Origin of the sequence: Polynucleobacter wuianus (assembly GCF_001659725.1) — a bacterium.
GTDB classification, from domain to species: Bacteria; Pseudomonadota; Gammaproteobacteria; order Burkholderiales; family Burkholderiaceae; genus Polynucleobacter; species Polynucleobacter wuianus.
The window spans coordinates 2154525-2177866 of record NZ_CP015922.1 but is presented as its reverse complement, the minus strand read 5'-3'; the positions used below and the strand labels follow the sequence as shown (position 1 = coordinate 2177866).

The following is a 23342-nucleotide window of genomic DNA, read 5'->3' as shown; positions in this document are numbered from 1 at the left end:
GAAAGAATTAGATGAGTGCTATTGATCCAAAACAGGCAGAGCAAGAAGAGTTGGTTGCTGAGTGGTTGCGTGCAACACCAGGTTTCTTTGAGCGCTATGCCAATCTCTTTAATGAGATTCGGATTAAGCATCCTCATGAAGATCGTGCGATCTCATTGCAAGAACGTCAAATGACAGTATTGCGCACTCAAAATCAAGAACTCAATCGCCGCCTCAGTGAGATGTTGCACTTTGGCAGTCGCAATGACAAAACCCAACAAAGCTTAGTTGCCTGGTTGTTGCGATTGATGAAAGCAAACAACCAGGCTGATGTTGAGGCTGCTATTACTTCTGGTTTGGCTGAGGTATTTGAAGTCGAAGCGGCGCAACTACTGTCACCAAATTCTGCATTTGGTCCTTGGATTGATACCCCTTTGTGTGGCTCAGCAAAAGAGCTGGCCGCAGCGAGTGTAGATTTGCTGGCAAGTCAAGCCAAGATTGATCCGGAGTGGCAAAGCATGGTAGCGATTGGCTTACCGCTTGGCAAGAGCGTTGGTGTTAAACAATCTCCTGCGGTCTTGCTGTTAGCTAGCAAAGACGAAACCCGTTTTACTGCAGATATGGGTGCGTTCTACTTGCGTCAAATCGCGGAGCTTACAGCAGCAGCCTTGGATCGTATCCAAGCTTATGAAGCTAAAGTCGACTGAACTTCATCCACTCATGCAAGAGTATTTGCATGAGCTGCATGTGTTGCGGCAACTCTCAGGCCATACGCTTAAAGCGTATGGCCTGGATCTAAGTGACCTCCAAAATTTTGCTCTTGAGGATTCGGTTGATTTATTAAAGGTCAGTAATGCACATGTTCGACGCTGGGCGGGCCGACTACACTCTAAGGAAAAATCTTCTAAAAGCATTGCTAGGGCTTTATCGGCATGGCGTGGTTGGTATGACTGGCTGACTGAAAAGGATGCGCGTCGTGATGCACGCGCTGGCAAAGTAACCAGCAACTTAGTGGCCAATCCAGTGGATGATGTCAAGGCTCCCAAGCGTTTGAAGTCTTTGCCCAAAGCCTTGTCCGTTGAGCAGGCGCTGACTTTGGTGAATCAAGCAGTCAAAGAGGCGGAGGAGCAAAAGGATCTAGAAACGGTTCGTGATGCAGCGATTATTGATTTACTGTATTCCTCTGGATTGCGCTTATCTGAATTGCTTGGCATTGATGTGATGCAAAGCAAAGATCGTCACCAAGAATCTGCTGGCTGGCTAGATTGGGATGCGGCTGAAGTCACGGTACTGGGTAAAGGAGGAAAGAGGCGCTCTGTACCAGTCGGCGGCCCAGCAATGAAGTCCTTGCTTGCATGGCGAGAGCTTCGGGATGCAAGCTCTTATGCTGAAGAATCCATCGCTCTATTTTTATCTGCCACTGGCAAACGTCTATCCCCTCGTACCGTGCAGGCACGCCTGCGTTCTCTAGCGATTCGTGCCGGATTGCCTACCCATGTGCATCCGCACATGATGCGACACAGTTTTGCTAGCCATGTTTTGCAATCCTCTCAGGATTTGCGGGCGGTCCAAGAGATGCTGGGGCACGCGAGCATCGCCAGTACCCAGATCTATACCTCTTTGGACTTCCAGCATCTTGCTCAGGCATACGATAAAGCGCATCCGCGCGCAAAGGCTGGCAAAGGCTGAGGAACTCGGTAAGATAGTGAGTTTCCCAAGTTGGGAATGCAATACCTCTAGATTTTGATTGGATCATTCATGGCATTAATTCCGGTAACCATATTGACGGGCTTTTTGGGAAGCGGCAAAACCACTTTGCTAAAACACATCCTCACTGAAGACCATGGCAAAAAAATTGCCGTGATTGAAAACGAGTTTGGTGAAGAGAACATTGACAATGACATCTTGGTTCAAGACCACGAAGAGAATATTGTGCAAATGAGCAATGGTTGTATTTGTTGCACGATCCGTGGTGATCTCGTTGAAGCTCTGAACGAGTTATGGGAACAGCGTAAAGATAAGAAGATTAGCTTTGACCGTGTCGTTATTGAAACCACGGGCGTTGCCAATCCCGGCCCTGTGGCGCAAACCTTCTTCATGGATGACGATGTTGCTGATCACTATGTATTGGATGCAGTGGTTACTTTGGTAGACGCTAAGCACGGCCAACAACAATTGACCGAGCATGAAGAGGCCCAGCGCCAAGTAGGCTTTGCCGATCAAATCTTCATCACCAAGACAGATTTGGTTTCGCCTACTGAAGTTGAGGCACTTCGTGGTCGCTTGATGCATATGAACCCGAGAGCTCCGATTAGCGCGATTTCAAAAGGTGTCGTGCCTTTAAATGCCGTGTTGGATCTCAAAGGCTTCAATCTCAATGCCAAGCTAGATATTGACCCACATTTCTTGGAGCAAGATGATCACGACCATGCTAATTGTGGTCACGACCATTCCCATGACCATTCCCATGACCACGACCATGATCACAGCACTTGCGGGCATGACCATTCGCATGATCATCACCATCATGGGCACGCAGGACACACAGATCGCATTCAGTCCTTTGTTTTTCGTAGTGATAAACCCTTTGATCATAAAAAGTTGGAAGACTTTCTAGGGGGCATTTTGGAGGTCTTTGGAGAAAAGATGCTGCGCTATAAAGGCGTGCTCTATGTGAAGGGAAGTAACCGTAAAGTGGTGTTCCAGGGGGTTCATCAGATGATGGGTAGCGATTTGGCTGGTCCATGGGGTACCGAGCCCAAGCAAACCCGGATGGTCTTCATTGGTATCGATCTACCTAAGGACACCCTACTGGCTGGGCTTGAGGGATGTTTGGCCTAAAAGATGCGGGTACAATCCCTCGCCACAGTCAAGATTGTTGAATACTGAAGAATATTGATTGGTGGGCTGTAAAAGTTTGGCAGAATGAGGCAATAATGCTTCAAACCCAGGAAAGAATGAGATGACGGTAAAAACAGCAACAAAACCTCCAAGCACTGCAAAAGCGAGCAGCAAAGCAACTAGCACTAAAGCAGTTAAAGGCACACCTTTAACTGAGGCTGAATTGCTCAAGATGTCCGATAAGGACTACATGAATGCTGCGCAGTTAGATTTTTTCCGTCAAAAATTGCTGACTCTGAAAGAAGACATTTTAAAAAATGCATCCGAGACGACAGAGCACTTGCGTGAAAATATTTTGGTTCCTGATCCAGCTGATCGTGCAACGATTGAAGAAGAGCACGCATTGGAATTGCGCACACGTGATCGCGAACGAAAGCTCTTGAAAAAAGTTGAGCAAGCGCTCGGTCGTATTGAGTCTGGCGACTATGGCTGGTGTGAAGAAACTGGTGAGCCAATCGGCTTGAATCGTTTAATTGCAAGGCCTACAGCCAATTTATCTCTTGAAGCCCAAGAGCGTCGCGAACTCCGTCAAAAATTATTTGGCGAATAAATTTTATTTGTAATGACTAAGCATTTACCTGCCCTTAGCGATATCTCGCCTTTATTAAAGGCGGAGATTCTTGCTGAAGCTTTGCCTTATATCCGCGCATATCACGGTAAGACTATTGTGATTAAGTACGGCGGAAACGCGATGGTTGAGGAACGCCTCAAAGAAAGTTTCGCGCGTGACGTGATCTTGCTTAAATTGGTTGGCATGAATCCCGTGGTTGTTCACGGTGGCGGACCGCAGATTGATGAGGCCTTAAAAAAAATTGGCAAGACTGGTACCTTTATTCAGGGTATGCGCGTTACCGATGAAGAAACCATGGAAGTAGTGGAGTGGGTTCTAGGTGGCGAGGTACAACAAGATATTGTGATGTTGATTAATCACTTTGGAGGTCAGGCAGTTGGTTTGACTGGCAAAGACGGCGGACTTATCCATGCCAAGAAGATGATGATTCCCAGCGATACAGAACTAGGCAAAATGCTCGATATTGGTTTTGTTGGTGAAATTGAAGCCATTAATCCTGCCGTCGTGAAAGCATTACAGGATGACGCTTTTATTCCAGTGATCTCTCCGATTGGATTTAGCGAAGAGGGTCAGGCTTACAACATTAATGCTGACTTAGTAGCGGGCAAGATGGCTGAGATTCTCCACGCAGAGAAGTTGGTCATGATGACCAATATCCCAGGTGTGATGGATAAAGACGGCAAGTTGCTGACAGATCTCACTGCCAGAGAAATTGATGCCTTGTTTGCAGATGGCACGATCTCTGGTGGCATGTTGCCAAAGATCTCTTCTGCATTAGATGCGGCTAAGAGTGGGGTGAATTCGGTGCACATCATTGATGGCCGTATTGAACATTCTTTATTATTAGAAATTCTGACCGAGCAAGCGTTTGGCACGATGATTCGTTCTAGATAAGTAGATGACTATGCGTGAATCTTTGCAACCAGCAGACATCGACAGCAGCAATGCTGACGCTGGTAAAACACGCAAGCGCCCACGACCTGGCGAGCGTCGCCTTCAAATCTTGCAAGTGCTTGCTGAGATGTTGCAAAACCCAAAAGGTGAGCGCGTAACGACTGCCGCATTAGCTGCCAAGATTGATGTCTCTGAAGCGGCCTTGTATCGGCACTTTGCGAGTAAGGCGCAGATGTTTGAAGGTTTGATTTCATTTATTGAGCAAACCGTATTTGGCCTGATTAATCAAATTAATCAAAAAGAAGAATCAGGTCTTGCACAAGCGCGTGGAATCCTACAAATGCTTTTGTTTTTTGCTGAAAAGAATCCTGGCATGACTAGGGTTTTATTGGGCGATGCATTGCTGCAAGAAGATGATCGTTTACAAGAGCGCATCACCCAAGTCTTAGATCGCGTAGAAGCGTCACTTAAGCAGGCTTTGCGTATCGCTCAAACTCAAGGTGGGACATGGGCTCAATTGGGCTCAGATGAAGTCAGCATTCGCGCCGCGATGTTGATGAGTTTCGTTTTGGGCCGTTGGCATCGATTTGCCCGTAGTGGCTTTAAGAAATTGCCAACTGATGCCTCTGATGTCAGTTTGCGTCTGCTCTTGTCAGAATGAGCGAGCTTCATCTCTCTAGAAACACCATTCATTTTGCCGAGCCCCTGCCTTTGCAGAGTGGCGCCATGTTGTCTGGCTACGATTTAGTCATTGAAACTTATGGCAAACTCAACGCCGATAAAAGTAATGCTGTGTTGGTTTGTCACGCACTCAACGCATCGCATCATGTAGCGGGACCGAGCCCAGAAGACCCTGAAGATATTGGCTGGTGGGATAACATGATTGGTCCTGGTAAGCCAGTTGATACCAATCACTTTTTTGTTATCGGTGTAAACAATTTGGGTTCTTGCTTTGGCTCTACTGGTCCGATGAGCATTAATCCTGGGACTGGTAAGCCTTATGGTGCAGATTTTCCGGTGGTAACTGTAGAGGATTGGGTTAACACGCAAGCGCGTTTGGCTGATAAGTTAGGCATTCGGAAATTTGCTGCAGTGATGGGTGGAAGCTTAGGCGGCATGCAGGCAATGGCTTGGGCGATCCAATTTCCTAAGCGCTTAGATCATTGTGTTGTGATTGCTTCAACTCCAAAATTAAGTGCACAGAATATTGCGTTTAATGAAGTGGCACGTAATGCCATTTTGTCCGATCCCGATTTTCATGGCGGCAATTACTATGAGCATGGCGTAGTGCCTAAGCGAGGCTTACGTTTAGCTCGCATGGTAGGCCACATCACCTATTTGTCTGATGACGATATGGCTGAAAAGTTTGGGCGCGAGTTACAGCGCCCTAATGGCGAGTCCAACGACTATCGATTTAGCTTTGATGTTGAGTTTGAAGTGGAAAGTTATTTGCGTCATCAAGGCGATAAGTTCTCTACTTACTTTGATGCCAATACGTATTTGTTGATCACGCGTGCCTTGGATTACTTTGATCCTTCGCGCCGTTACGATGGTAGTTTGAACCGCGCCTTAGCTGAGGTGCACGCGAAATTCTTGGTGGTGAGCTTTTCTACAGACTGGCGTTTCCCGCCGAATCGCAGTCGCGAGATTGTTCAATCACTCTTAAGCAATAAGAGTGAAGTGACTTATGCGGAGATTGATGCACCCCATGGCCACGATGCGTTCTTGTTAGATGATGAGCGTTATCACAATTTAGTGAGAGCGTATTTCAAGCAGATGCTTGAGGTGCAATCATGACTATGCACAAGCGCGCTGACTTTGCCGCGATAGCCAATTGGATTGCTCCTAATAGTCAAGTGCTTGACTTGGGCTGTGGTGACGGCAGCTTTCTGGAGTTTTTGCAAAAGCAAAAACCGGTTCACGCTTATGGAGTAGAGATTGATGATGCGCGTGTACTAGCCTGCGTGCAAAAAGGTTTGAATGTCATTCAGCAAGACTTAGAGGGAGGTTTAGCACTGTTTGAAGACAATAGTTTTGATACTGTTGTTTTGTCTCAGACAGTTCAGACGATTCATCAGACTGAAAAGATTTTGCGTGAAGTGGTGCGCGTTGGTAAAGAGTCGATTGTGTCATTTCCGAATTTCGGCCACTGGTCACATCGCTTGGCAGTTGGTTTAGGACGCATGCCGGTGTCGAAGAGCTTACCCTATCAGTGGTACAACACTCCGAATGTACGCGTTCTGACGGTTGCTGACTTTGAGAAGTTAGCCTCAAGTCTTGGCCTACAAGTGATTGATCAGTGCATTTTGCATGATGGTCGACAAGTCACTCTGATGCCAAATCTATTTGGTAGCCTTGCTTTATTCCACATTCGTCGTGCCTAGAAAATAAATACAAAGGTGTTCACCGCAGTTCAATCTTGGCTAAAAGACTTTCGGGTATATCTCGAATGGCCTTGCTTGCGTATGCTCTTTTTGGGTTTCTCTGCCGGCCTGCCGCTTTTGCTCATTCTGGGAACTCTAAGCTTCTGGTTGCGTGAGGCTGGTATTGATCGCAGCACTATTGGTTATCTCACTTGGGTTGGCTTGATATATGCATTCAAGTGGGTTTGGGCACCTTTAGTTGATCGCGTACAAATTCCGTTCTTAACTAAATTGTTGGGCCGTAGAAGAAGCTGGCTGATTTTTGCACAAGCACTCATCATTCTTGGTCTAGTTGGAATGTCGACTCTTGATCCCAAGATTACGCTCAATTTAGTAGTTTGGTGTGCGTTGTTAGTGGCGTTTGGATCTGCGACCCAAGATATTGCCTTGGATGCTTTTCGCATTGAATCGGCCAATAGCGATCACCAGGCTGCGCTTGCAGCAACTTATCAGACTGGCTATCGACTGGCTTTGATTTGGGCTGGCGCTGGTGTTCTATGGCTTGCAGCCAGAGTTGAAACAGGTGGCGGCTACGACGCAGGTGCCTGGCAATTTGCATACCTTTGTATGGCTGGATCTATTGGGGTTGGTGTCTTAACTACCTTATTTAGCAAAGAGCCAGCACGTTATGAGTTGGCCAAAGCGCGCGATGCAAAAGCGTGGCTTTATCAAACCCTTGTTGAGCCCTTTGCAGAGTTCATCACACGTTATCGTTGGCATGCCATTCTGATTTTGTCTCTAATAGCCATTTATCGTATTAGCGATGTCGTAATGGGAATTATGGCCAATCCGTTTTATGTTGATATGGGCTACACAAAAGATGAAGTCGCGGCAGTTAGTAAAGTATTTGGCGTGATTATGACTTTAGTTGGCGCATTTGTGGGAGGCGTTCTTACTTTGCGTTTTGGGGTCTTACGAATTTTATTTGTGGGTGCCGTGTTATCCGCAGTGAGTAATTTGTTGTTTGCTTGGTTGGCGACTCAAGGCCATGATTTACATGGCTTGATCTGGGTAATCTCAGCTGACAACCTCAGCTCAGGCATTGCGAGCGCTGCTTTTATTGCTTTCTTATCATCCCTAACTAATATTCGATATTCTGCGACTCAGTACGCTTTATTTAGTTCGATGATGCTTTTGCTGCCGAAGTGGCTGGCAGGCTTTTCGGGTGTGTTCGTTGATAGCTTTGGTTATCAGGCTTTCTTCTACGGCACTGCAATTATTGGTGCGCCTGTTCTCATTTTGATCTGGGCAACGATTCACTTCAATATTGTGCAAGTTAACAAAGACGGCAAGTAAGCCTGCTTTTATTGCTTAAAGCTTCCAGTTATAGTCCACAGTCAGCGGTGCATGATCTGAGAATCGCTCATCTTTGTATACTGCTGTTGTCTTCGCAGTAGCAGCGATCCCTGGTGTGCTGATCTGATAATCAATTCGCCAGCCAACGTTCTTGGCATAAGCTTGGCCGCGATTACTCCACCAGGTGTAGCAAGTCTCTCCAGCTTCAGGCTCTAGCATGCGATACACGTCAACGTAACCTACTTTGTCAAAGAGATTGGTAAGCCATGCCCGCTCTTCAGGCAAGAAACCAGAGTTTTTGACATTACCTTTCCAGTTTTTCAAATCAATCTCGTGATGCGCAATATTGACGTCGCCACAGAGTACGATTTCTCGGCCAGATTTTTTCAGTTTGATGAGATGCGGCAAGAAACTATCCAGATAGCGATATTTAGCTTCTTGACGCTCGGGAGAGCTTGAGCCGGAAGGCATGTATACCGAGATCACTGAAAGCCCTTGGAAGCGTGCCTCTACATAGCGACCCTCAGCATCAAACTCCTCATTGCCATAGCCGTACAGAACTTCATCAGGCTTGTGGGGGGTATAAATACCGCAGCCGCTATAGCCCTTTTTCTCGGCGTGATGAAAGAAGCCATGCATGCCATCGGGATTGAGAATGGCATCCTCAAGATCGTCTCTTTGCGCCTTGAGTTCTTGCATGCAAATAAAATCGGCTTTTTGCTTCACAGCCCATGGCAGAAAGCCTTTTTTGACTGCAGAACGGATGCCGTTGAGGTTCGCGGAAATGATGCGTAACATGTAGTCCTATGAGCTCAAATAATTCAAATCAAGATAACTTTATTCAGTTTGCTTTAGAAGCAAAGGTTTTGTCCTTCGGGGAGTTTAAAACCAAAGCAGGCAGACTCTCACCTTATTTCTTTAACGCCGGCGGATTTGATGATGGGGCTCGCTTAGGCGCCTTAGGTCGTTATTACGCCAAAGCCTTACAAGAATCTAAGCTTCAGTTTGACATGCTCTATGGCCCTGCTTATAAGGGCATAACTTTGGCGGCTGCTACCGCAATTGCTTTAGCAGACAACGGCATTAATGTTCCCTACGCCTATAACCGAAAAGAAGCCAAAGATCACGGTGAGGGTGGCCTCTTAGTTGGGGCGCCTGTAAAAGGAAAGGTCATCATCGTGGACGACGTTATCTCTGCGGGAACATCAGTGAGAGAGTCTGTAGACCTTATACGTAAGGCGGGAGCAAAGCCTGCAGCAGTATTGATTGCTTTGGATCGTATGGAAAGATCTGGGACTGCGACCGAGATTGGCGATAAGTCTGCGGTGCAGGCAGTTGAGCAAGAGTTCGGTTTGCCGGTAATTTCAATTGCAAACTTGACTGGTTTGATGTCTTTCTTAACGGCATCAAGCGATAGCCAGTTAAGTAATTATTTACCAGCAGTCAAAGCCTATCGTGATAAATACGGCGTTTAGGAAAAGCAGAAATCTTTCTTAAATTTCTGTTTCGCCCTCAAAAACACTGACTGCCGGACCGGTCATGATGACGGGCTGAGCAACATCGTTGACTACTCCACCCCAGGCAATTTGAAGATCGCCGCCACGTGTACGGACTTTTACAGGTGAGTCTAGTAGACCCCTACGAATGCCTGATACCACGGCTGCACAAGCTCCTGTGCCACAAGCAAGCGTTTCTCCTGCACCTCGTTCATACACGCGCAATTTAATTTCATTGCGATTCACAATTTGCATGTAGCCTGCATTTACCCTTTTTGGAAATGCAGAATATTTTTCAATTTCAGACCCTTCTGTCAGGACGGGCGCGCTTTCCAGATCGCCCACAACCTGAACAGCATGAGGATTGCCCATGGAAAGAACGCCCACAAAACTATCATGGGTTGCAGGGTGATCTAGAGGAAGGGCATAAAGGGTTTCATGAAACTCTTGCATGCTCGCCAAGCCGCTTGCATTAAACGGAACTTGGCTATGCTCAAAAATAGGTGCGCCCATATCTACTTCAACCTGGCCATCCGGATGAGATTTCAGCGTGAGCACCGTATGTGCAACTTCTACGCGTAAGGGGTTCTTGGTAGACAAGCCCTGATCTAATACAAAACGTACAAAGCAACGTGAGCCATTACCACATTGCTCTACTTCGCCGCCATCTGAGTTAAAGATCCGATATTTAAAATCGGCATCCGATCTAGTTGACTTTTCTACTAGGAGGATTTGATCTGCTCCAATGCCAAATTGGCGATGCGCCAATGACTGCCACTGTTCACGTGTAATCCTGCTGAGGTCTTGATCAATCCCGTTGAGCACAATGAAATCATTGCCAGCACCATGCATTTTGGTGAAGCGAATTTTGCGTCTAGCGCTAGTTGGATAAGTACTCAAAATATCTCTTTAATCGTAAAGGCTGGCCCCGCCAGGGGGGCGATGTTTAAAGCGTTTATGTACCCAATAGTACTCTGCCGGCCTTTCCCGAACAAGCTCTTCAATGTATTGATTGAGACGAGCAGTATCTTTTTCAACATCATCACTAGGAAAGTTTGGCAACGGTTCGCTGATATGGCACGTATAGCTTTTGCGATCTTTATTGAGTGTTGTAGTCATCAGGCACACCTCAGCCCCACTCAGTCTAGCTAAGCGCGATACGGAGGTAATGGTATTAGTCTGAATTCCAAAGAAAGGCACGAAGACAGAATCACGTGGGCCTAAATCAATGTCGGGCGCAATAAAAATAAAATTGCCAGTTTGTATTTCTCTGATGAGATCTCTTAGTCGGCTTTGTCTTTCAATTGATTTGCCGCCAAAACGATTGCGCCATTCAATCATCTTTTGATTGAAAAAGGGATTCTTCATATTTTGATAAAGACCTGCCCCCCTTGGCCAATCATGCTGGCTTGCCAGCACGGAGAGGGCCATGAAGCCACCCTCAAGACCAACAAAGTGAGGGTTAATGAGGAGGCGTGGTTTGCGATCCCCTAAGGTAATCGCAGAATCAATGGTCACGATATCGGTGATTTGTTTTCCACTACCGAGCCAGATACGACTTCTTTCTAAGACGCTGCGTCCAAATAATTTCCAGTGCTCGAGTGCTAGTGCATTAACTTCTTTTTCGCTGAGATTGGGAAAGCACAAACGTAAATTTGTTTTGACTACCTTAGCTCGACTATTGGGAATATGGGCTCCTAGCCAACCTAGGCCATAGCCTACATATACGTTAATTGAATAGGGTAGAAAGGCAAATAAGCGCAACAAACTGAGCGCTAAGAAATTGAAGAGGTTGGATAACCAGGCCATTTCAAAAATGATGTTGATTCTATTGAATGCTTGGCGGCAATTCTGCACCAGCTGGATGCTTATAGCGGTTATATGACCAGATAAATTGTTCTGGGGCGACCAGCACTGCATTTTCAATGGTGACGTTGAGTTGTGCGGCAGCAAGAGTGGGATCATCTGACAGTGGTGCTAGACGAGTTGCTTGCATTACCCAGCCTTGCCCAAGCGCTTTACGTTTTGCCGTAAACATCACTAAAGGTGTGCTATTGCGATTAGCTAGTCGCGCAGGCAATGGAGTTGTGTAAGCAGGACGACCGAAGAAGGGAACCCATACCCCTTCGCCACCACTCGGTACCTGGTCTGGAAGAATACCAATTGCTTCACCACGAGTGAGCGCCCTCGTCATTTGACGAACGCCATTGAGATTGGTTGGAACGAAATGCATATTGGGGTAAGCACGGCCATCTTCAACAACTTCATTAAGCCATTCTTGTCGTGAAGGACGATACAGAATCGTTGCAGGAAAATGTTGCGCTAATACTCGCGGAATAATTTCAAAGCCACCAAGGTGTGGTGTCAACATGACTAGGCCATGACCTTCTTGTATCGCTTCCTCAACCACGTCCCAGTTTTGTACTTCGACTAACTGAAGTGCTTTCTGGGGATTACGCCAGATCCATAAGCTATCTGTAAACAACATGCCCGATGCCCGCACTGCTTTCCAAAGTTGAAAAGGCAGACTGTGGGCATTAACAACCGCTTCATATTGGGGCCTAAAAAGTGAGCGATATTGAGATGAGCCAATATAGGCTAGAAGACCCAAAAGAGCGCCCAACGCCTGCACTGCCGCAAGGGGGAGTACAGCGATAGTGTTTAAGCCGATCTTTAGTAGGGTTTTTCGCACCCCCCAATGATATTCAATGCTGCCGTATAGACCAAATTTAAGTGTGCCTTGATGAATTGCACCCTTTTCAGATAGAATTAGTGGATCGCTGAGTTAAGACAACTTGCAGGGCGATTCAAAAATTCTGCTAAAGCGTCGCCATTGTGGTTCCTGGCACGTCGAGTTGTCCCATAGATCGTGTTAATTTTTAAAGGAATGTGCAATGGCAAATGATTACTTCTTTACCTCAGAGTCAGTCTCTGAAGGTCACCCCGATAAAGTAGCAGACCAAATTTCTGATTCGATTCTTGATGCCATCTTGGCTCAAGATCCAACAGCTCGTGTTGCTGCAGAAACTTTATGTAACACCGGCTTAGTTGTTTTGGCTGGCGAAATCACAACCAACGCCAACGTTGATTACATCCAAGTGGCTCGCAACACTTTGCGCGAAATTGGTTACGACAATACTGCTTACGGCATTGACTACAAAGGTTGCGCTGTATTGGTTGCTTATGACAAGCAAAGTCCAGATATTGCGCAAGGTGTTGATAAGGCGCATGACGACGGCTTAGATCAAGGTGCTGGTGATCAAGGTTTGATGTTTGGTTATGCTTGTGATGAGACTTCTGAGCTCATGCCATTGCCAATTCACTTGTCGCACCGTTTGGTAGAGCGTCAATCTCAATTGCGCCGCGATGGTCGTTTGACATGGTTGCGCCCAGACGCAAAGTCACAGGTGACCTTGCGTTATGTGGATGGCAAGCCCGACTCTATTGATACTGTTGTGTTGTCTACTCAGCATGATGAAGATATTTCTCTCGAAAAATTGCGTGAAGCGGTTATCGAAGAAATCATCAAGCCAGTATTGCCAAAGCATTTGATCAAAGGTGCGATTAATTTCTTGGTGAACCCAACAGGTCGATTTGTCATTGGCGGCCCACAGGGCGATTGTGGTTTAACTGGCCGCAAAATTATTGTGGACACCTACGGTGGTGCGGCTCCTCATGGCGGTGGTGCGTTCTCAGGCAAGGATCCATCTAAGGTTGACCGCTCCGCTGCGTATGCTGGTCGTTATGTTGCGAAGAATGTGGTTGCTGCAGGTTTGGCAAGTAAGTGCTTGATTCAGATTTCCTACGCGATTGGCGTAGCAAAACCAACTTCAGTGATGGTGAGCACGTTTGGTACTGGCAAGATTTCTGATGAAAAGATTGCTCAATTGGTTTCCGAGCATTTTGATCTGCGTCCAAAAGGCATTGTGAAGATGCTTAACCTCTTGCGCCCAATTTATCGTAAGACTGCTGCTTATGGCCACTTTGGTCGTGAGGAGCCAGAATTTACTTGGGAACAGACAGACAAGGCTGCAGCATTACGTGCCGCAGCAGGCCTGTAAGCGCTAGAGAGCATTAAAAAGCAGTTTCTAGATGTATTGAGGCGAAATATGGCGTAATTGTTTACAATTACGCCATACCTTCAAGGAGCGTTGCAAGGAATGTTGAGACCCAGCATTTCCCCAGGCTTGAAGGGAGTAGATTCCTAAACGGAGTTTGCTAATTGCAACCGCGCTCGCTAACCCATGATTCAACGGCTAGCGAGTTTGCACTCCAGCATTGGATCGTATTTAGCTGGAGCATTAATGAATACCGTTTCTGACTTAAATAACTTTGTTGCAACTCGTTGCGCAATTGCAGATATTTCTTTGGCTGACTTTGGCCGCAAAGAAATTGCGATTGCTGAAACTGAGATGCCTGGCTTGATCGCAATTCGCGATGAGTTTGCTGCACAACAGCCATTACGTGGTGCGCGCATCACCGGTTCATTGCACATGACCATTCAAACTGCAGTGCTAATTGAGACTCTCGAGGCGCTTGGTGCTGAAGTGCAATGGGCATCTTGCAATATTTTCTCAACCCAAGACCATGCTGCTGCAGCAATCGCTGCTAATGGCACACCGGTCTATGCAATCAAAGGTGAAACCCTTGAGCAATACTGGGACTTTACCCATCGCATTTTTGAATGGGCTGATGGTGGATTTACAAATATGATTTTGGATGATGGCGGCGATGCGACTTTGTTGTTACACCTTGGCGCTCGCGCTGAAAAGGATCAAGCCTGCTTGAATCATCCAACTAGCGAAGAAGAGACGATTTTATTCTCTGCCATTAAGAAAAAATTGGCACAAGATCCAACTTGGTATTCAACCCGTTTAGAAAAAGTAAAAGGCGTTACTGAAGAAACCACCACTGGTGTGCATCGCTTGTATCAGATGTTTGCTAAGGATGAGTTAAAGTTCCCGGCAATTAACGTTAATGATTCTGTAACCAAAAGTAAGTTCGACAATCTTTATGGTTGCCGTGAATCTTTGGTTGATGCAATTAAGCGCGCTACTGATGTAATGATCGCTGGTAAGGTTGCAGTAGTTTGTGGTTACGGCGATGTAGGCAAGGGCTCTGCACAAGCATTACGTGCCTTGTCTGCTCAAGTTTGGGTAACTGAAGTCGATCCAATTTGCGCATTACAAGCTGCGATGGAAGGCTACCGTGTTGTAACGATGGATTACGCCGCTGATAAAGCCGATATCTTCGTTTCAGCAACTGGTAACTATCATGTAATCACTCATGATCATATGGCCAAGATGAAAGACCAAGCCATTGTTTGTAATATCGGTCACTTTGATAATGAGATTGATGTTGCGGGCATCGAAAAGTACAAGTGGGAAGAGATCAAGCCACAAGTTGACCATGTCATTTTTCCGGCAAGCAATGGTCAGCCAGAGAAGCGCATCATCATTTTGGCTAAGGGCCGCTTGGTGAATCTGGGTTGCGGTACAGGCCATCCTTCATATGTGATGAGCTCTTCATTTGCAAACCAAGTGATTGCACAAATTGAATTATGGAATGCAGTAGGCACAAATAAATACCCAATTGGTGTTTACACATTACCTAAGCATTTGGATGAGAAAGTTGCACGCTTGCAGTTGAAGAAGCTCAATGCACAGTTGACGGAATTGACTGATCAGCAAGCTTCTTATATTGGCGTAACGAAGGAAGGCCCATATAAGGCTGATCACTATCGCTATTAATTCATTCAATAAATATTTAGGCCCAAGATCATGGAATTAAGCGTCGAGTTCTTTCCTCCAAAAACACCTGAAGGTGAGAATAAGTTGCATCTCGTGCGTGAGCGTTTTAGCGAAACCCTCAAGCCCTCGTTTTATTCCGTGACTTTTGGTGCTGGCGGCTCTACTCAGTCTGGCACATTAAAAGTGGTGAGCGATATTCATGCGGCAGGTGCTGCAGTTGCTCCTCACTTATCTTGTGTTGGTAGCTCACGTGACAGCGTGAGGGAAATGTTGAAGCAGTATCAAGCGATAGGCGTAAAGCGGATTGTTGCTTTGCGTGGCGACCTGCCCTCTGGCATGGGCCAGTATGGTGAGTTTCATCATGCCAATGAGTTAGTAGCATTTATTCGATCTGAAACAGGTAACTGGTTTCATATTGACGTGGCTGCTTACCCTGAGACTCATCCGCAGGCAAAGTCGCCTGCAAGCGATATTGATTTCTTTGCGCAAAAAATGAAGGCCGGCGCCAATTCTGCTGTGACTCAGTATTTCTACAACAGTGATGCCTACTTTCGTTTTGTAGATGAGGCTTATGACTTAGGCGTTACTCAGCCAATCATTGCCGGGATTATGCCGATTACCAATAGCACTCAGTTGCTACGTTTTTCAGACGCTTGTGGCGCCGAGATTCCGCGTTGGATTCGTTTGCGTCTTCAGTCTTATGGTGACGACATTGATTCTATTCGTGCGTTTGGTGAAGAGGTGGTTACGGATTTATGTGATCAGCTTTTGACTGCTGGTGCACCAGGCTTGCATTTCTATTCTTTGAATCAGGCTGATGCGGTTTTGGCAATCGCAGATAACTTAGATTTAACGAAGTAAGCCTGATTCAGTAAGCAGTAGATCTAAAGGCTCATCATGAGTTTGAGCCGACCATTGGTCATCATCTAGCTTCTGCCAGTCAAACCCAATCCCAATGCAAATCAGTTTGGGATTTTTTTTCCTAAGATCAGCAAGGGTTCGGTCAAAGTAACCGCCCCCGTAGCCTAGGCGCCAGTAGTGAGTTTTACCGTTTACAGTTGAGCTAGACCAACCAACACAAGGGATCAGAATGCAGTCAGGCTGTAGCGCTGGTCTATTCAGGTTACTAGGGTCAGGTTCTGGAACATTGTGCGCGCTAGGAATGAGGCTATCCCCATCCTTCCATTCATAAAAATCAAGATGCTTGTCGGGGCGCGCATAGGGGAGGGTAAGTCGACGTCCAGGCACATTTTTTGACCATGTAATCATGCTGGGGCGCAAATCTAACTCATCTAGAATGGGCCAATAGAGTGCGATAGTTTGCACAGAGCTGCCATCAGTTGCTAAAAACCGCTTTAAGTCTGCAGCTAAGAGATCCTTTATTTGGGTATACCTTTCGCTAGCTGCAAATTGTTTGCGTTGCTTTAATAATTCCTGGCGAAGAGTTTTTGGTGAATTACCGTGCATATCGTGCATTATCAGGCGAAAATTAGAAGATATAGTAATCAAGTTAGCGCAACGAGAATGCCTAATTTATCAATATAGGGTTGGATCGTGAAAAAGCAGTTAAAAACTCGCAAATACCATCAATGGGTAAAGATTCTGGTGTTGGGCCTAGCCCTTAATGCGCCCTATACATTTGCTGAGAAGTCCAAGAAGCCAGTTTTACCTAAATCCTACGAGAGTAAGGCTACCCCTGCTGAAATTACTGACACCGATCGGATGTTTATTGATCTTCGTGAAGCGGCTAGAAAAAATGATGTATTTCGTACACAGCAGTTGTCATCTAATTTAGCGAATTACCCTTTTGATGACTATGTTGCTTACTTTCGCATTAAGCCTCAGTTGTTTGATAGTGCGGGTGGTGCCCGAAATGATTACAGTGCTGATGCGCAAGTAGTTGCATTCTTAAATCAATACCAAGGAACGGCTCTAGCAGACCGCTTGCGCAATGACTGGCTATTGGTTTTGGGCAAGAGAAAAGACTGGGTGCGTTTTGATGCAGAGTATGCCAAGTTTGTTCTAGATGATGACACTCAAGTGAAGTGTTATTCCTTGTTATCTAAATTATCGCAAGGCGAAAATCCAACAAAGTTAGCAATTGATTCGCGCGCAGTATTACTAGATCCAAGTTATTTTGGCCAAGCCTGTCAGGAGCTGGTGCCTTCATTAGTAGCAGCTGGCGGCATGACGCCAAGCGAGGCTAAGGCAATTGGTCGCGCGGCTAGTGAAAGAGGTTTTGACACCATGGCTAAGCGTCTTGGTGGCGATGATCCTATTGGAGATATTGTGAAAGCGGCTAAGGCTGATCCATCAAAAGCTTACCGTGATTTCTTGCAAACATCTTCACGCTATAGCAAAGAAAATCAAGCAGTTGCTTGGGGTGTGATTGGCCAATTTCTGGCGAAGAAATTAGACCCCAACGCAGATGATGCCTATCGTTTGCAACAAGAGCTAGGCTATAACGAACTACTCTCTGTTGAGTCGCAGGAGTGGAAGGTAAGAGCAGGCTTACGTGCAAAAGATTGGGTTCTCGTAAAGAATGCGATCGACGGTATGAATCCTGTCGTGCGCAGTAAAGATCCAGCATGGACTTATTGGTATGGGCGCGCACTGAAAGCCGAAGGCCAGGACGCAAAGGCCAAAGATAGCTTTGAATTGATTGCCGAGCAGTATAACTTCTATGGTCAACTGGCCCGTGAAGAGTTAGGCAAGTCTAATCATGCGCCAGCACGTACCAAGGTGACCGAGCAAGAGATTGATGCGATGGCTACTCGCAAAGGCTTTATTCGTGGCGAGCGTTTGTATGCAATGAACTTGCGCTTTGAAGGTAATCGTGAGTGGAATTGGGAATTACGCAATATGACTGATAAGCAATTATTAGCTGCCGCGGAATATGCCAAGCGCATTAATTTGTATGATCGCGTGGTCAATACGGCTGACCGTACAAAACAGGAGCATGACTTTAGTCTGCGTTACCCAACGCCATATCGGGATGAGTTATCACCCATTGCAAGGCAGATCGATTTGAATCTCGCTTGGGCCTATGGACTCATTCGCCAAGAATCACGATTCATCATGAATGCATCTTCATCAGTAGGCGCTTCCGGACTGATGCAGGTGATGCCCAATACTGCAAAGTATGTGGCTAAAAAAATTGGCATGACCAATTACACCAACGATAAGTTAAGCGATACCAATACCAACCTGACTCTGGGTAGCAACTATCTCAATATGGTGTTAATTGATTTAGATGGTTCTTGGGTTTTAGCCTCCGCTGCTTATAACGCGGGGCCCTCACGCTCTAAGGCTTGGCGCGAAAAATTGACTAGCCCTACTGAGGGGGCCATTTTTGCTGAAACCATTCCATTCACTGAGACTCGCACCTATGTAAAAAATGTGCTGTCTAATGCAAATTACTATTCATCCGTAATGAATGGGCAGACGCAATCATTGAAACAGCGTTTAGGGGTCATCACACCAAAAGCGGCTACACAGTCTGAGTTACCTTAAACGTACTGAAACCTAGGGGTTCTATGCAATATGACATTCTGCTAATTGGCGGCAACGGTTTTGTAGGTCGCGTAATGGCTGCACAGCTGCAGTTTGCCGGCTATTCAGTATTAATTCCATCTAGCCGTCCCAACTCAGGTCGTGAGCTACGTATGCTACCCAAGATTTATATTGAGGATGCTGATGTTCATGACTTTGATGAATTGCAGTCTTTGTGTGCTCGCATAAGACCCAATGGAGCAGTTATTAATTTGGTAGGTGTGTTGCACGATAAGCCTGCTCAGCCCTATGGCAAAGTATTCAAGGCCGCACATGTGGATCTGCCAAAAAATATTATTACTGCAATGCAGGTGCATGGCCTAAAGCGCTACTTACATATGAGCGCATTAGGTGCGGACTCTAAGGGCCCTTCGATGTATCAGCGTAGCAAAGGAGATGGTGAGGCTGCAGTGAAGGCTAGCAATCTAGACTGGACTATTTTTAGACCCTCAGTCATTTTTGGTGAACAAGATCAATTCATAAATTTGTTTGCTAAGCTCACCAAATTATTTCCAGCAATGCCTTTAGCCAACTATCAAGCAAGGTTTCAGCCAGTGAGTGTGGATGATGTTGCAACTGCATTTATAAAGGCATTGACGATGCCGCAAACAATCCATCAATCTTATGACTTAGTGGGTCCTTCGGTCTACACGATGAAAGAGATTGTTGAATTTGCTGCTCACAAAGCAAAAACTTCATGTGCCATTATTCCTGTGCCAGCATTTGTTGGCTACCTGCAGGCCCTAGCCTTTGAATTCTTGCCTGGTCCAACTCTGATGTCGCGCGATAACATTGCCTCTATGCAGTTGCCGAATATTTTGCCGTCAAATGGAATAGATGCCTTAACTGAAGTATTCAAAATAAGTCGTCGCCGTTTGGAGGGCATGCAGTAATGAAGATTTACGCCGTTGGCGGGGCAATTCGAGACACCCTAATGGGTCTGCCAGTCCATGATATTGATTATGTGGTGGTGGGCTCTAGCGTGGAAGAGATGCTTGCTAAAGGCTTTCGCCCTGTAGGGAAAGATTTTCCGGTGTTTCTTCATCCCGAAACGCAGGCTGAATATGCTTTAGCGCGAACTGAGCGTAAAACCGGCAAAGGCTATAAAGGCTTTCATTTTTATGCTGATCCTTCGGTCACCCTAGAACAAGACTTAGAGCGCCGTGATTTAACCATTAATGCAATGGCTCAAGAAGTAGGTGCAAATGGAGAATTAGTTGGCCCCATTTTGGATCCATATAACGGTCAAGAAGATTTGGCTGCAAAAGTATTTCGTCATGTGTCGGATGCGTTTGCAGAAGATCCATTGCGTTTATTGCGTATTGCACGTTTTGCAGCACGCTTTCCAGAATTTACTGTTGCCGACGAAACGATGCTTGCGTTAAAGGCAATCGTTCAAGCAAATGAATTAAATACGTTATCAGCAGAGCGTATCTGGCAAGAACTTGCTAGAGGCTTAGTGGCTAAAAAGCCGATGCATATGTTCCAAGTACTGCTGAATACTGGAGCTGCCAAAACTATTCTTTCACTAACGTTAAATGAACAGCTGGCCCATGAACAATTCCGTGAGGAGTTAATTCAGAATCTCGATTCAATTGGGACGGCTTTGGATGAGCGCTGTGCAATTGTTCTCATGCATGTTTCCGGCAATGAAATTCGCTCATGGGCAGAATGTATTCGTATGCCAATTGAGATTCGCGACTTTAGCGAAATCTTTAGTGAGTTAATTGCTTTCATCAATGAATCTAATAACGTTTTTCAGGCAGTCAATGTTTTGGCTTGGTTTAATCGTGCTGATGTATGGCGCAAGCCTGATCGAGGACATGCCCTCTTAAATCTTGCTCAAAAAATTGGAATCAATACTTCTCTCTTGATCAAAGCAATGCGTGATGCTCAGGCGCTGAATACAGCTGAGATTATTGCGGGTGTTGCTGCGCAGGATCGCTCAAATGGAGAGCGCATCGGCAGTGCATTTGAAGTGGCAAGATTGGCAGCAATTTCTGCCGCCCTGGATGCGTAATTCTTAGAGTCTATTTCTACCACGTAAGCCAGGCAGATCCTCTAGTGTTTGTCCGGGCAATAACTGATTTAAGTTTTTAGAAAAAGCAAAGGCTTTAAACAGCTCTCCCATTTCGGCTTCAGACAATAATTTTTGTAAAGAGTTTGAAATGGGTAAGAATATTTCTGAGTTATTAGGGTCGGCGATCTCTAGGGCAATATCTCCAATGCCAGCATCTAATAAATAAGCGGCTTGGTTTGTGAGGAAAATATCATCAGCATTTTCCGCAAGTGCACTGCGGGCGATTTGCGTCCACTCTACATGGGTTGTGAGATCGCAAAGGCCTGGAAGATGAAATGGATCTTGAATCGCATGATGACGATGGTGTGCCATCAGCGTGCCTTCAAGCCTTTGAGAGTGGTAATACTCACTTTCTGGAAAGCCGTAATCAAAAGTTAAGAATAGGCCGCTATGTAGGTGCTTTGCAACGTGGCTCATCCATGCTTGTGCTGGAGCATGTAGTTCGGTGATATACCCTTCAGAAAAATTTCCGCTCAGTAGCGTTTCTGGAAGTAAATCTTGCCCAACAGGTAATCCTGACTTCCAGATAAGCTTGTCATTTTCAAAAGCAACGCCATACCAATACCAAAATCCATTTTGATAAATGATGGCATCACATGGAATCGCATCAATGACTTCATTTGCAAGAATGACTCCCTTAAAATCTTTAGGTAGCGCATTAAGCCAATTACATTGAGTGGAGACATTGAGTTTGGCAATAGTTTTATTAATGCGTTCTTGCTGACGTTGCGCTAAGTCAGGAGAGATTTCTACTATGTCATAGCGATCAAGGTTGAAGCCTAAGTCGTGCAGCCGATCCAGGATGGATGTTGCTAGCTTGCCAGTGCCGGCACCAAATTCCAAAATTTGAGTTGGTAGACCTTGCGCTTTGAGGCCCTCTAGAACCGGAATCAGTGTTGTGCAAATAGCTGCGCCAAATAAGGGGCTTAGCTCAGGCGCAGTGGTGAAGTCCCCGCCAGAGCCTAGCTTATGAGCACCCGCGCTGTAATAGCCCATACCGGGCTCGTATAGGACCATCTCCATATAACGAGAAAAAGACATCCAGCCGCTCTGGGAGGCGATCTGAGAGGCTATTTTGGCCTTCAGGAGCTCACTGTGCTCCGTTTCGAGGCTGGTCAAGGTAATATCCATAGCTCGCTAGTCTAAGAGAATTTAATTGAACCCCAGTTCAACCTCCCCTTCCCAGCAACGAAAAGCCGTTTTAGTGACCGGCGCTGCCAAGCGCTTAGGTCGAGAAATCGCTTTGCAATTCGCACGCCAAGGATGGGATGTAGCTGTTCATTATGGGCGATCCGAGAAGGAGGCCCAGGAAACCGTTTCTCAAATAGAGGCGCTGGGTGTAAAGGGTGAAGCTTTTCAGGCTGATTTGGCTGACGAGCGAGCAGCTCAGAATCTCTTTTCTCAAGTGAGTAAGCAATTTGTTAATTTGCACTGCTTAGTGAATAGCGCATCGATCTTTGAATATGACCGAGCCATTTCCAATATGCCGCTGAGCGCTAAAAGTTTGCAAGAGCATATGCAGGTTAATTTAACTGCGCCCCTTTTGTTGTCACAGCTCATGTTTGGCTTGCAAAGAGACAAAGCTCAGAAGTTGGATGAACTTCCATCCGTGATTCAATTGCTCGATCAAAAGTTAATCAACCTTAACCCCGATTATTTGTCATACACCTTATCAAAGGCTGCGCTAGCAACTTCAGTTGAAATATTGGCAATGGATTTTGCTCCACACTTAAGAGTGGTCGGTTTAGCGCCGGGCATTTCGCTGCCATCTGGAGATCAAACTTATGAGGGCTTCTCAAAGGCACATCAAATGACGCCGCTTGGTAAGTCATCTACACCAATAGACATTGCAAAGGCCGCCGTATTTTTGGCTGATTCAAGTGCAATTACTGGCACCACTCTTTATGTGGATGGCGGCCAACATTTATCACCTTCATCACGTGATGTGATGTTCAAAACAAATTAAAGAAGTCATTATTCATGCATGCAATTCTTTCCCATCCCGCCTTGATTGATTGTCGCCGTCTATTTTTGCGTGACTACGAGATCTATATCAATATTGGTGTCCATGATTTTGAAAAGAAAGCCGAGCAGCGCGTGATTTTGAATGTGGACTTATATATTCCACTCGCGATGAATACACCAACGCAGGATCAATTGGATGAGGTGGTAGATTACGACTTTATGCGTGAAACCATAAAGGAGATAGCCTCTAAAGGCCATATTCAACTACAGGAAACTTTTTGCGACGACATTGTGACTGCAATGTTATTGCATCCTAAGGTCTTGGCTGCCCGCGTTAGTACTGCCAAACCAGATGTCTACCCAGATTGTCATTCAGTAGGCGTTGAAGTATTCCGTATTAAACAGTCGTGAAGTTTTCGAAAGAATTGAATAGTC

24 protein-coding genes and 1 riboswitch are annotated in these 23342 nt (G+C 45.9%); of the genes, 18 read left to right on the top strand and 6 right to left on the bottom strand.

The genetic code is table 11. The features are described from left to right. Window positions 1-11 precede the first annotated feature (11 nt). The 9 genes from A8O14_RS11195 (at window position 12) to A8O14_RS11155 (ending at window position 8064) form a co-directional block, all read left to right on the top strand. On the top strand, window positions 12-686 hold the full coding sequence (locus A8O14_RS11195; RefSeq protein WP_068949585.1) for a DUF484 family protein: 675 nt from the start codon (window positions 12-14) through the stop codon (window positions 684-686). Then, window positions 667-1668 carry a tyrosine recombinase XerC gene (locus tag A8O14_RS11190; protein WP_068949584.1) on the top strand — a complete coding sequence of 334 codons (1002 nt, stop codon included), beginning with the start codon at window positions 667-669 and terminating at the stop codon, window positions 1666-1668. The genes A8O14_RS11195 and A8O14_RS11190 overlap by 20 nt, the downstream gene beginning before the upstream one ends. A gap of 69 nt (window positions 1669-1737) precedes the next feature. Continuing rightward, a complete protein-coding gene (locus A8O14_RS11185) occupies window positions 1738-2820 on the top strand; it encodes a CobW family GTP-binding protein (protein ID WP_068949583.1) in 1083 nt (360 codons plus the stop codon). Between the two features lie 232 nt (window positions 2821-3052). Next, window positions 3053-3430, top strand: a complete 378-nt coding sequence (gene dksA, locus A8O14_RS11180) for an RNA polymerase-binding protein DksA (RefSeq protein WP_071466393.1) — start codon at window positions 3053-3055, stop codon at window positions 3428-3430. A 12-nt stretch (window positions 3431-3442) separates the two neighbouring features. Then, window positions 3443-4345, top strand: coding sequence for an acetylglutamate kinase (gene argB / locus A8O14_RS11175; protein WP_068949581.1), 903 nt, complete (start codon window positions 3443-3445; stop codon window positions 4343-4345). Window positions 4346-4355: 10 nt separating this feature from the next. Beyond that, window positions 4356-5006: a nucleoid occlusion factor SlmA gene (slmA, locus tag A8O14_RS11170; RefSeq protein WP_068949835.1), complete on the top strand. Its 651-nt coding sequence runs from the start codon at window positions 4356-4358 to the stop codon at window positions 5004-5006. Further along, entirely contained in the window at window positions 5003-6142 is a 1140-nt protein-coding gene (gene metX, locus A8O14_RS11165) for a homoserine O-succinyltransferase MetX (protein WP_068949580.1), read from the top strand. Before slmA ends, metX begins: the two co-directional genes overlap by 4 nt. Then, window positions 6139-6729 carry a methionine biosynthesis protein MetW gene (gene metW / locus A8O14_RS11160; RefSeq protein ID WP_068949579.1) on the top strand — a complete coding sequence of 197 codons (591 nt, stop codon included), beginning with the start codon at window positions 6139-6141 and terminating at the stop codon, window positions 6727-6729. The genes metX and metW overlap by 4 nt, the downstream gene beginning before the upstream one ends. Before the next feature lie 15 nt (window positions 6730-6744). After that, entirely contained in the window at window positions 6745-8064 is a 1320-nt protein-coding gene (locus A8O14_RS11155) for an AmpG family muropeptide MFS transporter (RefSeq protein ID WP_228385078.1), read from the top strand. Window positions 8065-8079: 15 nt separating this feature from the next. On the opposite strand, the gene A8O14_RS11150 is transcribed toward A8O14_RS11155, so the two are convergent. Next, a complete protein-coding gene (locus A8O14_RS11150) occupies window positions 8080-8862 on the bottom strand; it encodes an exodeoxyribonuclease III (protein ID WP_068949577.1) in 783 nt (260 codons plus the stop codon). Window positions 8863-8870: 8 nt separating this feature from the next. Between A8O14_RS11150 and pyrE the strand changes: the two genes are divergently transcribed. Beyond that, a complete protein-coding gene (gene pyrE, locus A8O14_RS11145) occupies window positions 8871-9539 on the top strand; it encodes an orotate phosphoribosyltransferase (RefSeq protein WP_068949576.1) in 669 nt (222 codons plus the stop codon). 18 nt (window positions 9540-9557) lie between these two features. On the opposite strand, the gene dapF is transcribed toward pyrE, so the two are convergent. Genes dapF through A8O14_RS11130 form a run of 3 tightly spaced genes read right to left on the bottom strand, consistent with a single transcriptional unit; the run spans window position 9558 to window position 12252 of the window. Continuing rightward, window positions 9558-10460: a diaminopimelate epimerase gene (dapF, locus tag A8O14_RS11140; RefSeq protein WP_255531427.1), complete on the bottom strand. Its 903-nt coding sequence runs from the start codon at window positions 10458-10460 to the stop codon at window positions 9558-9560. Between the two features lie 9 nt (window positions 10461-10469). Then, window positions 10470-11369, bottom strand: a complete 900-nt coding sequence (locus A8O14_RS11135; protein WP_068949575.1) for an LpxL/LpxP family acyltransferase — start codon at window positions 11367-11369, stop codon at window positions 10470-10472. A gap of 19 nt (window positions 11370-11388) precedes the next feature. Next, window positions 11389-12252: a lysophospholipid acyltransferase family protein gene (locus A8O14_RS11130; RefSeq protein ID WP_228385077.1), complete on the bottom strand. Its 864-nt coding sequence runs from the start codon at window positions 12250-12252 to the stop codon at window positions 11389-11391. A 202-nt stretch (window positions 12253-12454) separates the two neighbouring features. Here A8O14_RS11130 and metK point away from each other — a divergent pair, with 202 nt between their 5' ends. The 3 genes from metK (at window position 12455) to metF (ending at window position 16171) form a co-directional block, all read left to right on the top strand. Continuing rightward, entirely contained in the window at window positions 12455-13621 is a 1167-nt protein-coding gene (gene metK / locus A8O14_RS11125) for a methionine adenosyltransferase (protein WP_068949574.1), read from the top strand. 76 nt (window positions 13622-13697) lie between these two features. Continuing rightward, a riboswitch (S-adenosyl-L-homocysteine riboswitch) is annotated at window positions 13698-13803 on the top strand. A gap of 61 nt (window positions 13804-13864) precedes the next feature. Then, window positions 13865-15310 carry an adenosylhomocysteinase gene (gene ahcY, locus A8O14_RS11120; RefSeq protein WP_068949573.1) on the top strand — a complete coding sequence of 482 codons (1446 nt, stop codon included), beginning with the start codon at window positions 13865-13867 and terminating at the stop codon, window positions 15308-15310. Between the two features lie 30 nt (window positions 15311-15340). Continuing rightward, entirely contained in the window at window positions 15341-16171 is an 831-nt protein-coding gene (metF, locus tag A8O14_RS11115; RefSeq protein ID WP_068949572.1) for a methylenetetrahydrofolate reductase [NAD(P)H], read from the top strand. Here the strand turns inward: metF and A8O14_RS11110 are convergent. After that, window positions 16160-16786, bottom strand: a complete 627-nt coding sequence (locus A8O14_RS11110) for a 5-formyltetrahydrofolate cyclo-ligase (RefSeq protein ID WP_068949571.1) — start codon at window positions 16784-16786, stop codon at window positions 16160-16162. The genes metF and A8O14_RS11110 overlap by 12 nt on opposite strands. 78 nt (window positions 16787-16864) lie before the next feature. Here A8O14_RS11110 and A8O14_RS11105 point away from each other — a divergent pair, with 78 nt between their 5' ends. Genes A8O14_RS11105 through A8O14_RS11095 form a run of 3 tightly spaced genes read left to right on the top strand, consistent with a single transcriptional unit; the run spans window position 16865 to window position 20882 of the window. Further along, window positions 16865-18823 carry a lytic transglycosylase domain-containing protein gene (locus A8O14_RS11105; protein ID WP_068949570.1) on the top strand — a complete coding sequence of 653 codons (1959 nt, stop codon included), beginning with the start codon at window positions 16865-16867 and terminating at the stop codon, window positions 18821-18823. Between the two features lie 23 nt (window positions 18824-18846). Continuing rightward, window positions 18847-19755, top strand: a complete 909-nt coding sequence (locus A8O14_RS11100) for a complex I NDUFA9 subunit family protein (RefSeq protein WP_068949569.1) — start codon at window positions 18847-18849, stop codon at window positions 19753-19755. Then, window positions 19755-20882 (top strand): polynucleotide adenylyltransferase, encoded by a 1128-nt coding sequence (locus tag A8O14_RS11095; RefSeq protein ID WP_068949568.1) that lies wholly within the window; start codon window positions 19755-19757, stop codon window positions 20880-20882. The genes A8O14_RS11100 and A8O14_RS11095 overlap by 1 nt, the downstream gene beginning before the upstream one ends. 3 nt (window positions 20883-20885) lie before the next feature. Here A8O14_RS11095 and A8O14_RS11090 read toward each other — a convergent pair whose 3' ends face one another. Then, window positions 20886-22073 carry a class I SAM-dependent methyltransferase gene (locus tag A8O14_RS11090; RefSeq protein ID WP_068949567.1) on the bottom strand — a complete coding sequence of 396 codons (1188 nt, stop codon included), beginning with the start codon at window positions 22071-22073 and terminating at the stop codon, window positions 20886-20888. 25 nt (window positions 22074-22098) lie between these two features. On the opposite strand from A8O14_RS11090, the gene A8O14_RS11085 reads away from it, so the two are divergent. Further along, a complete protein-coding gene (locus A8O14_RS11085; protein ID WP_068949566.1) occupies window positions 22099-22908 on the top strand; it encodes an SDR family oxidoreductase in 810 nt (269 codons plus the stop codon). Between the two features lie 14 nt (window positions 22909-22922). Then, on the top strand, window positions 22923-23318 hold the full coding sequence (locus A8O14_RS11080; protein ID WP_068949565.1) for a dihydroneopterin aldolase: 396 nt from the start codon (window positions 22923-22925) through the stop codon (window positions 23316-23318). Window positions 23319-23342 lie beyond the last annotated feature (24 nt).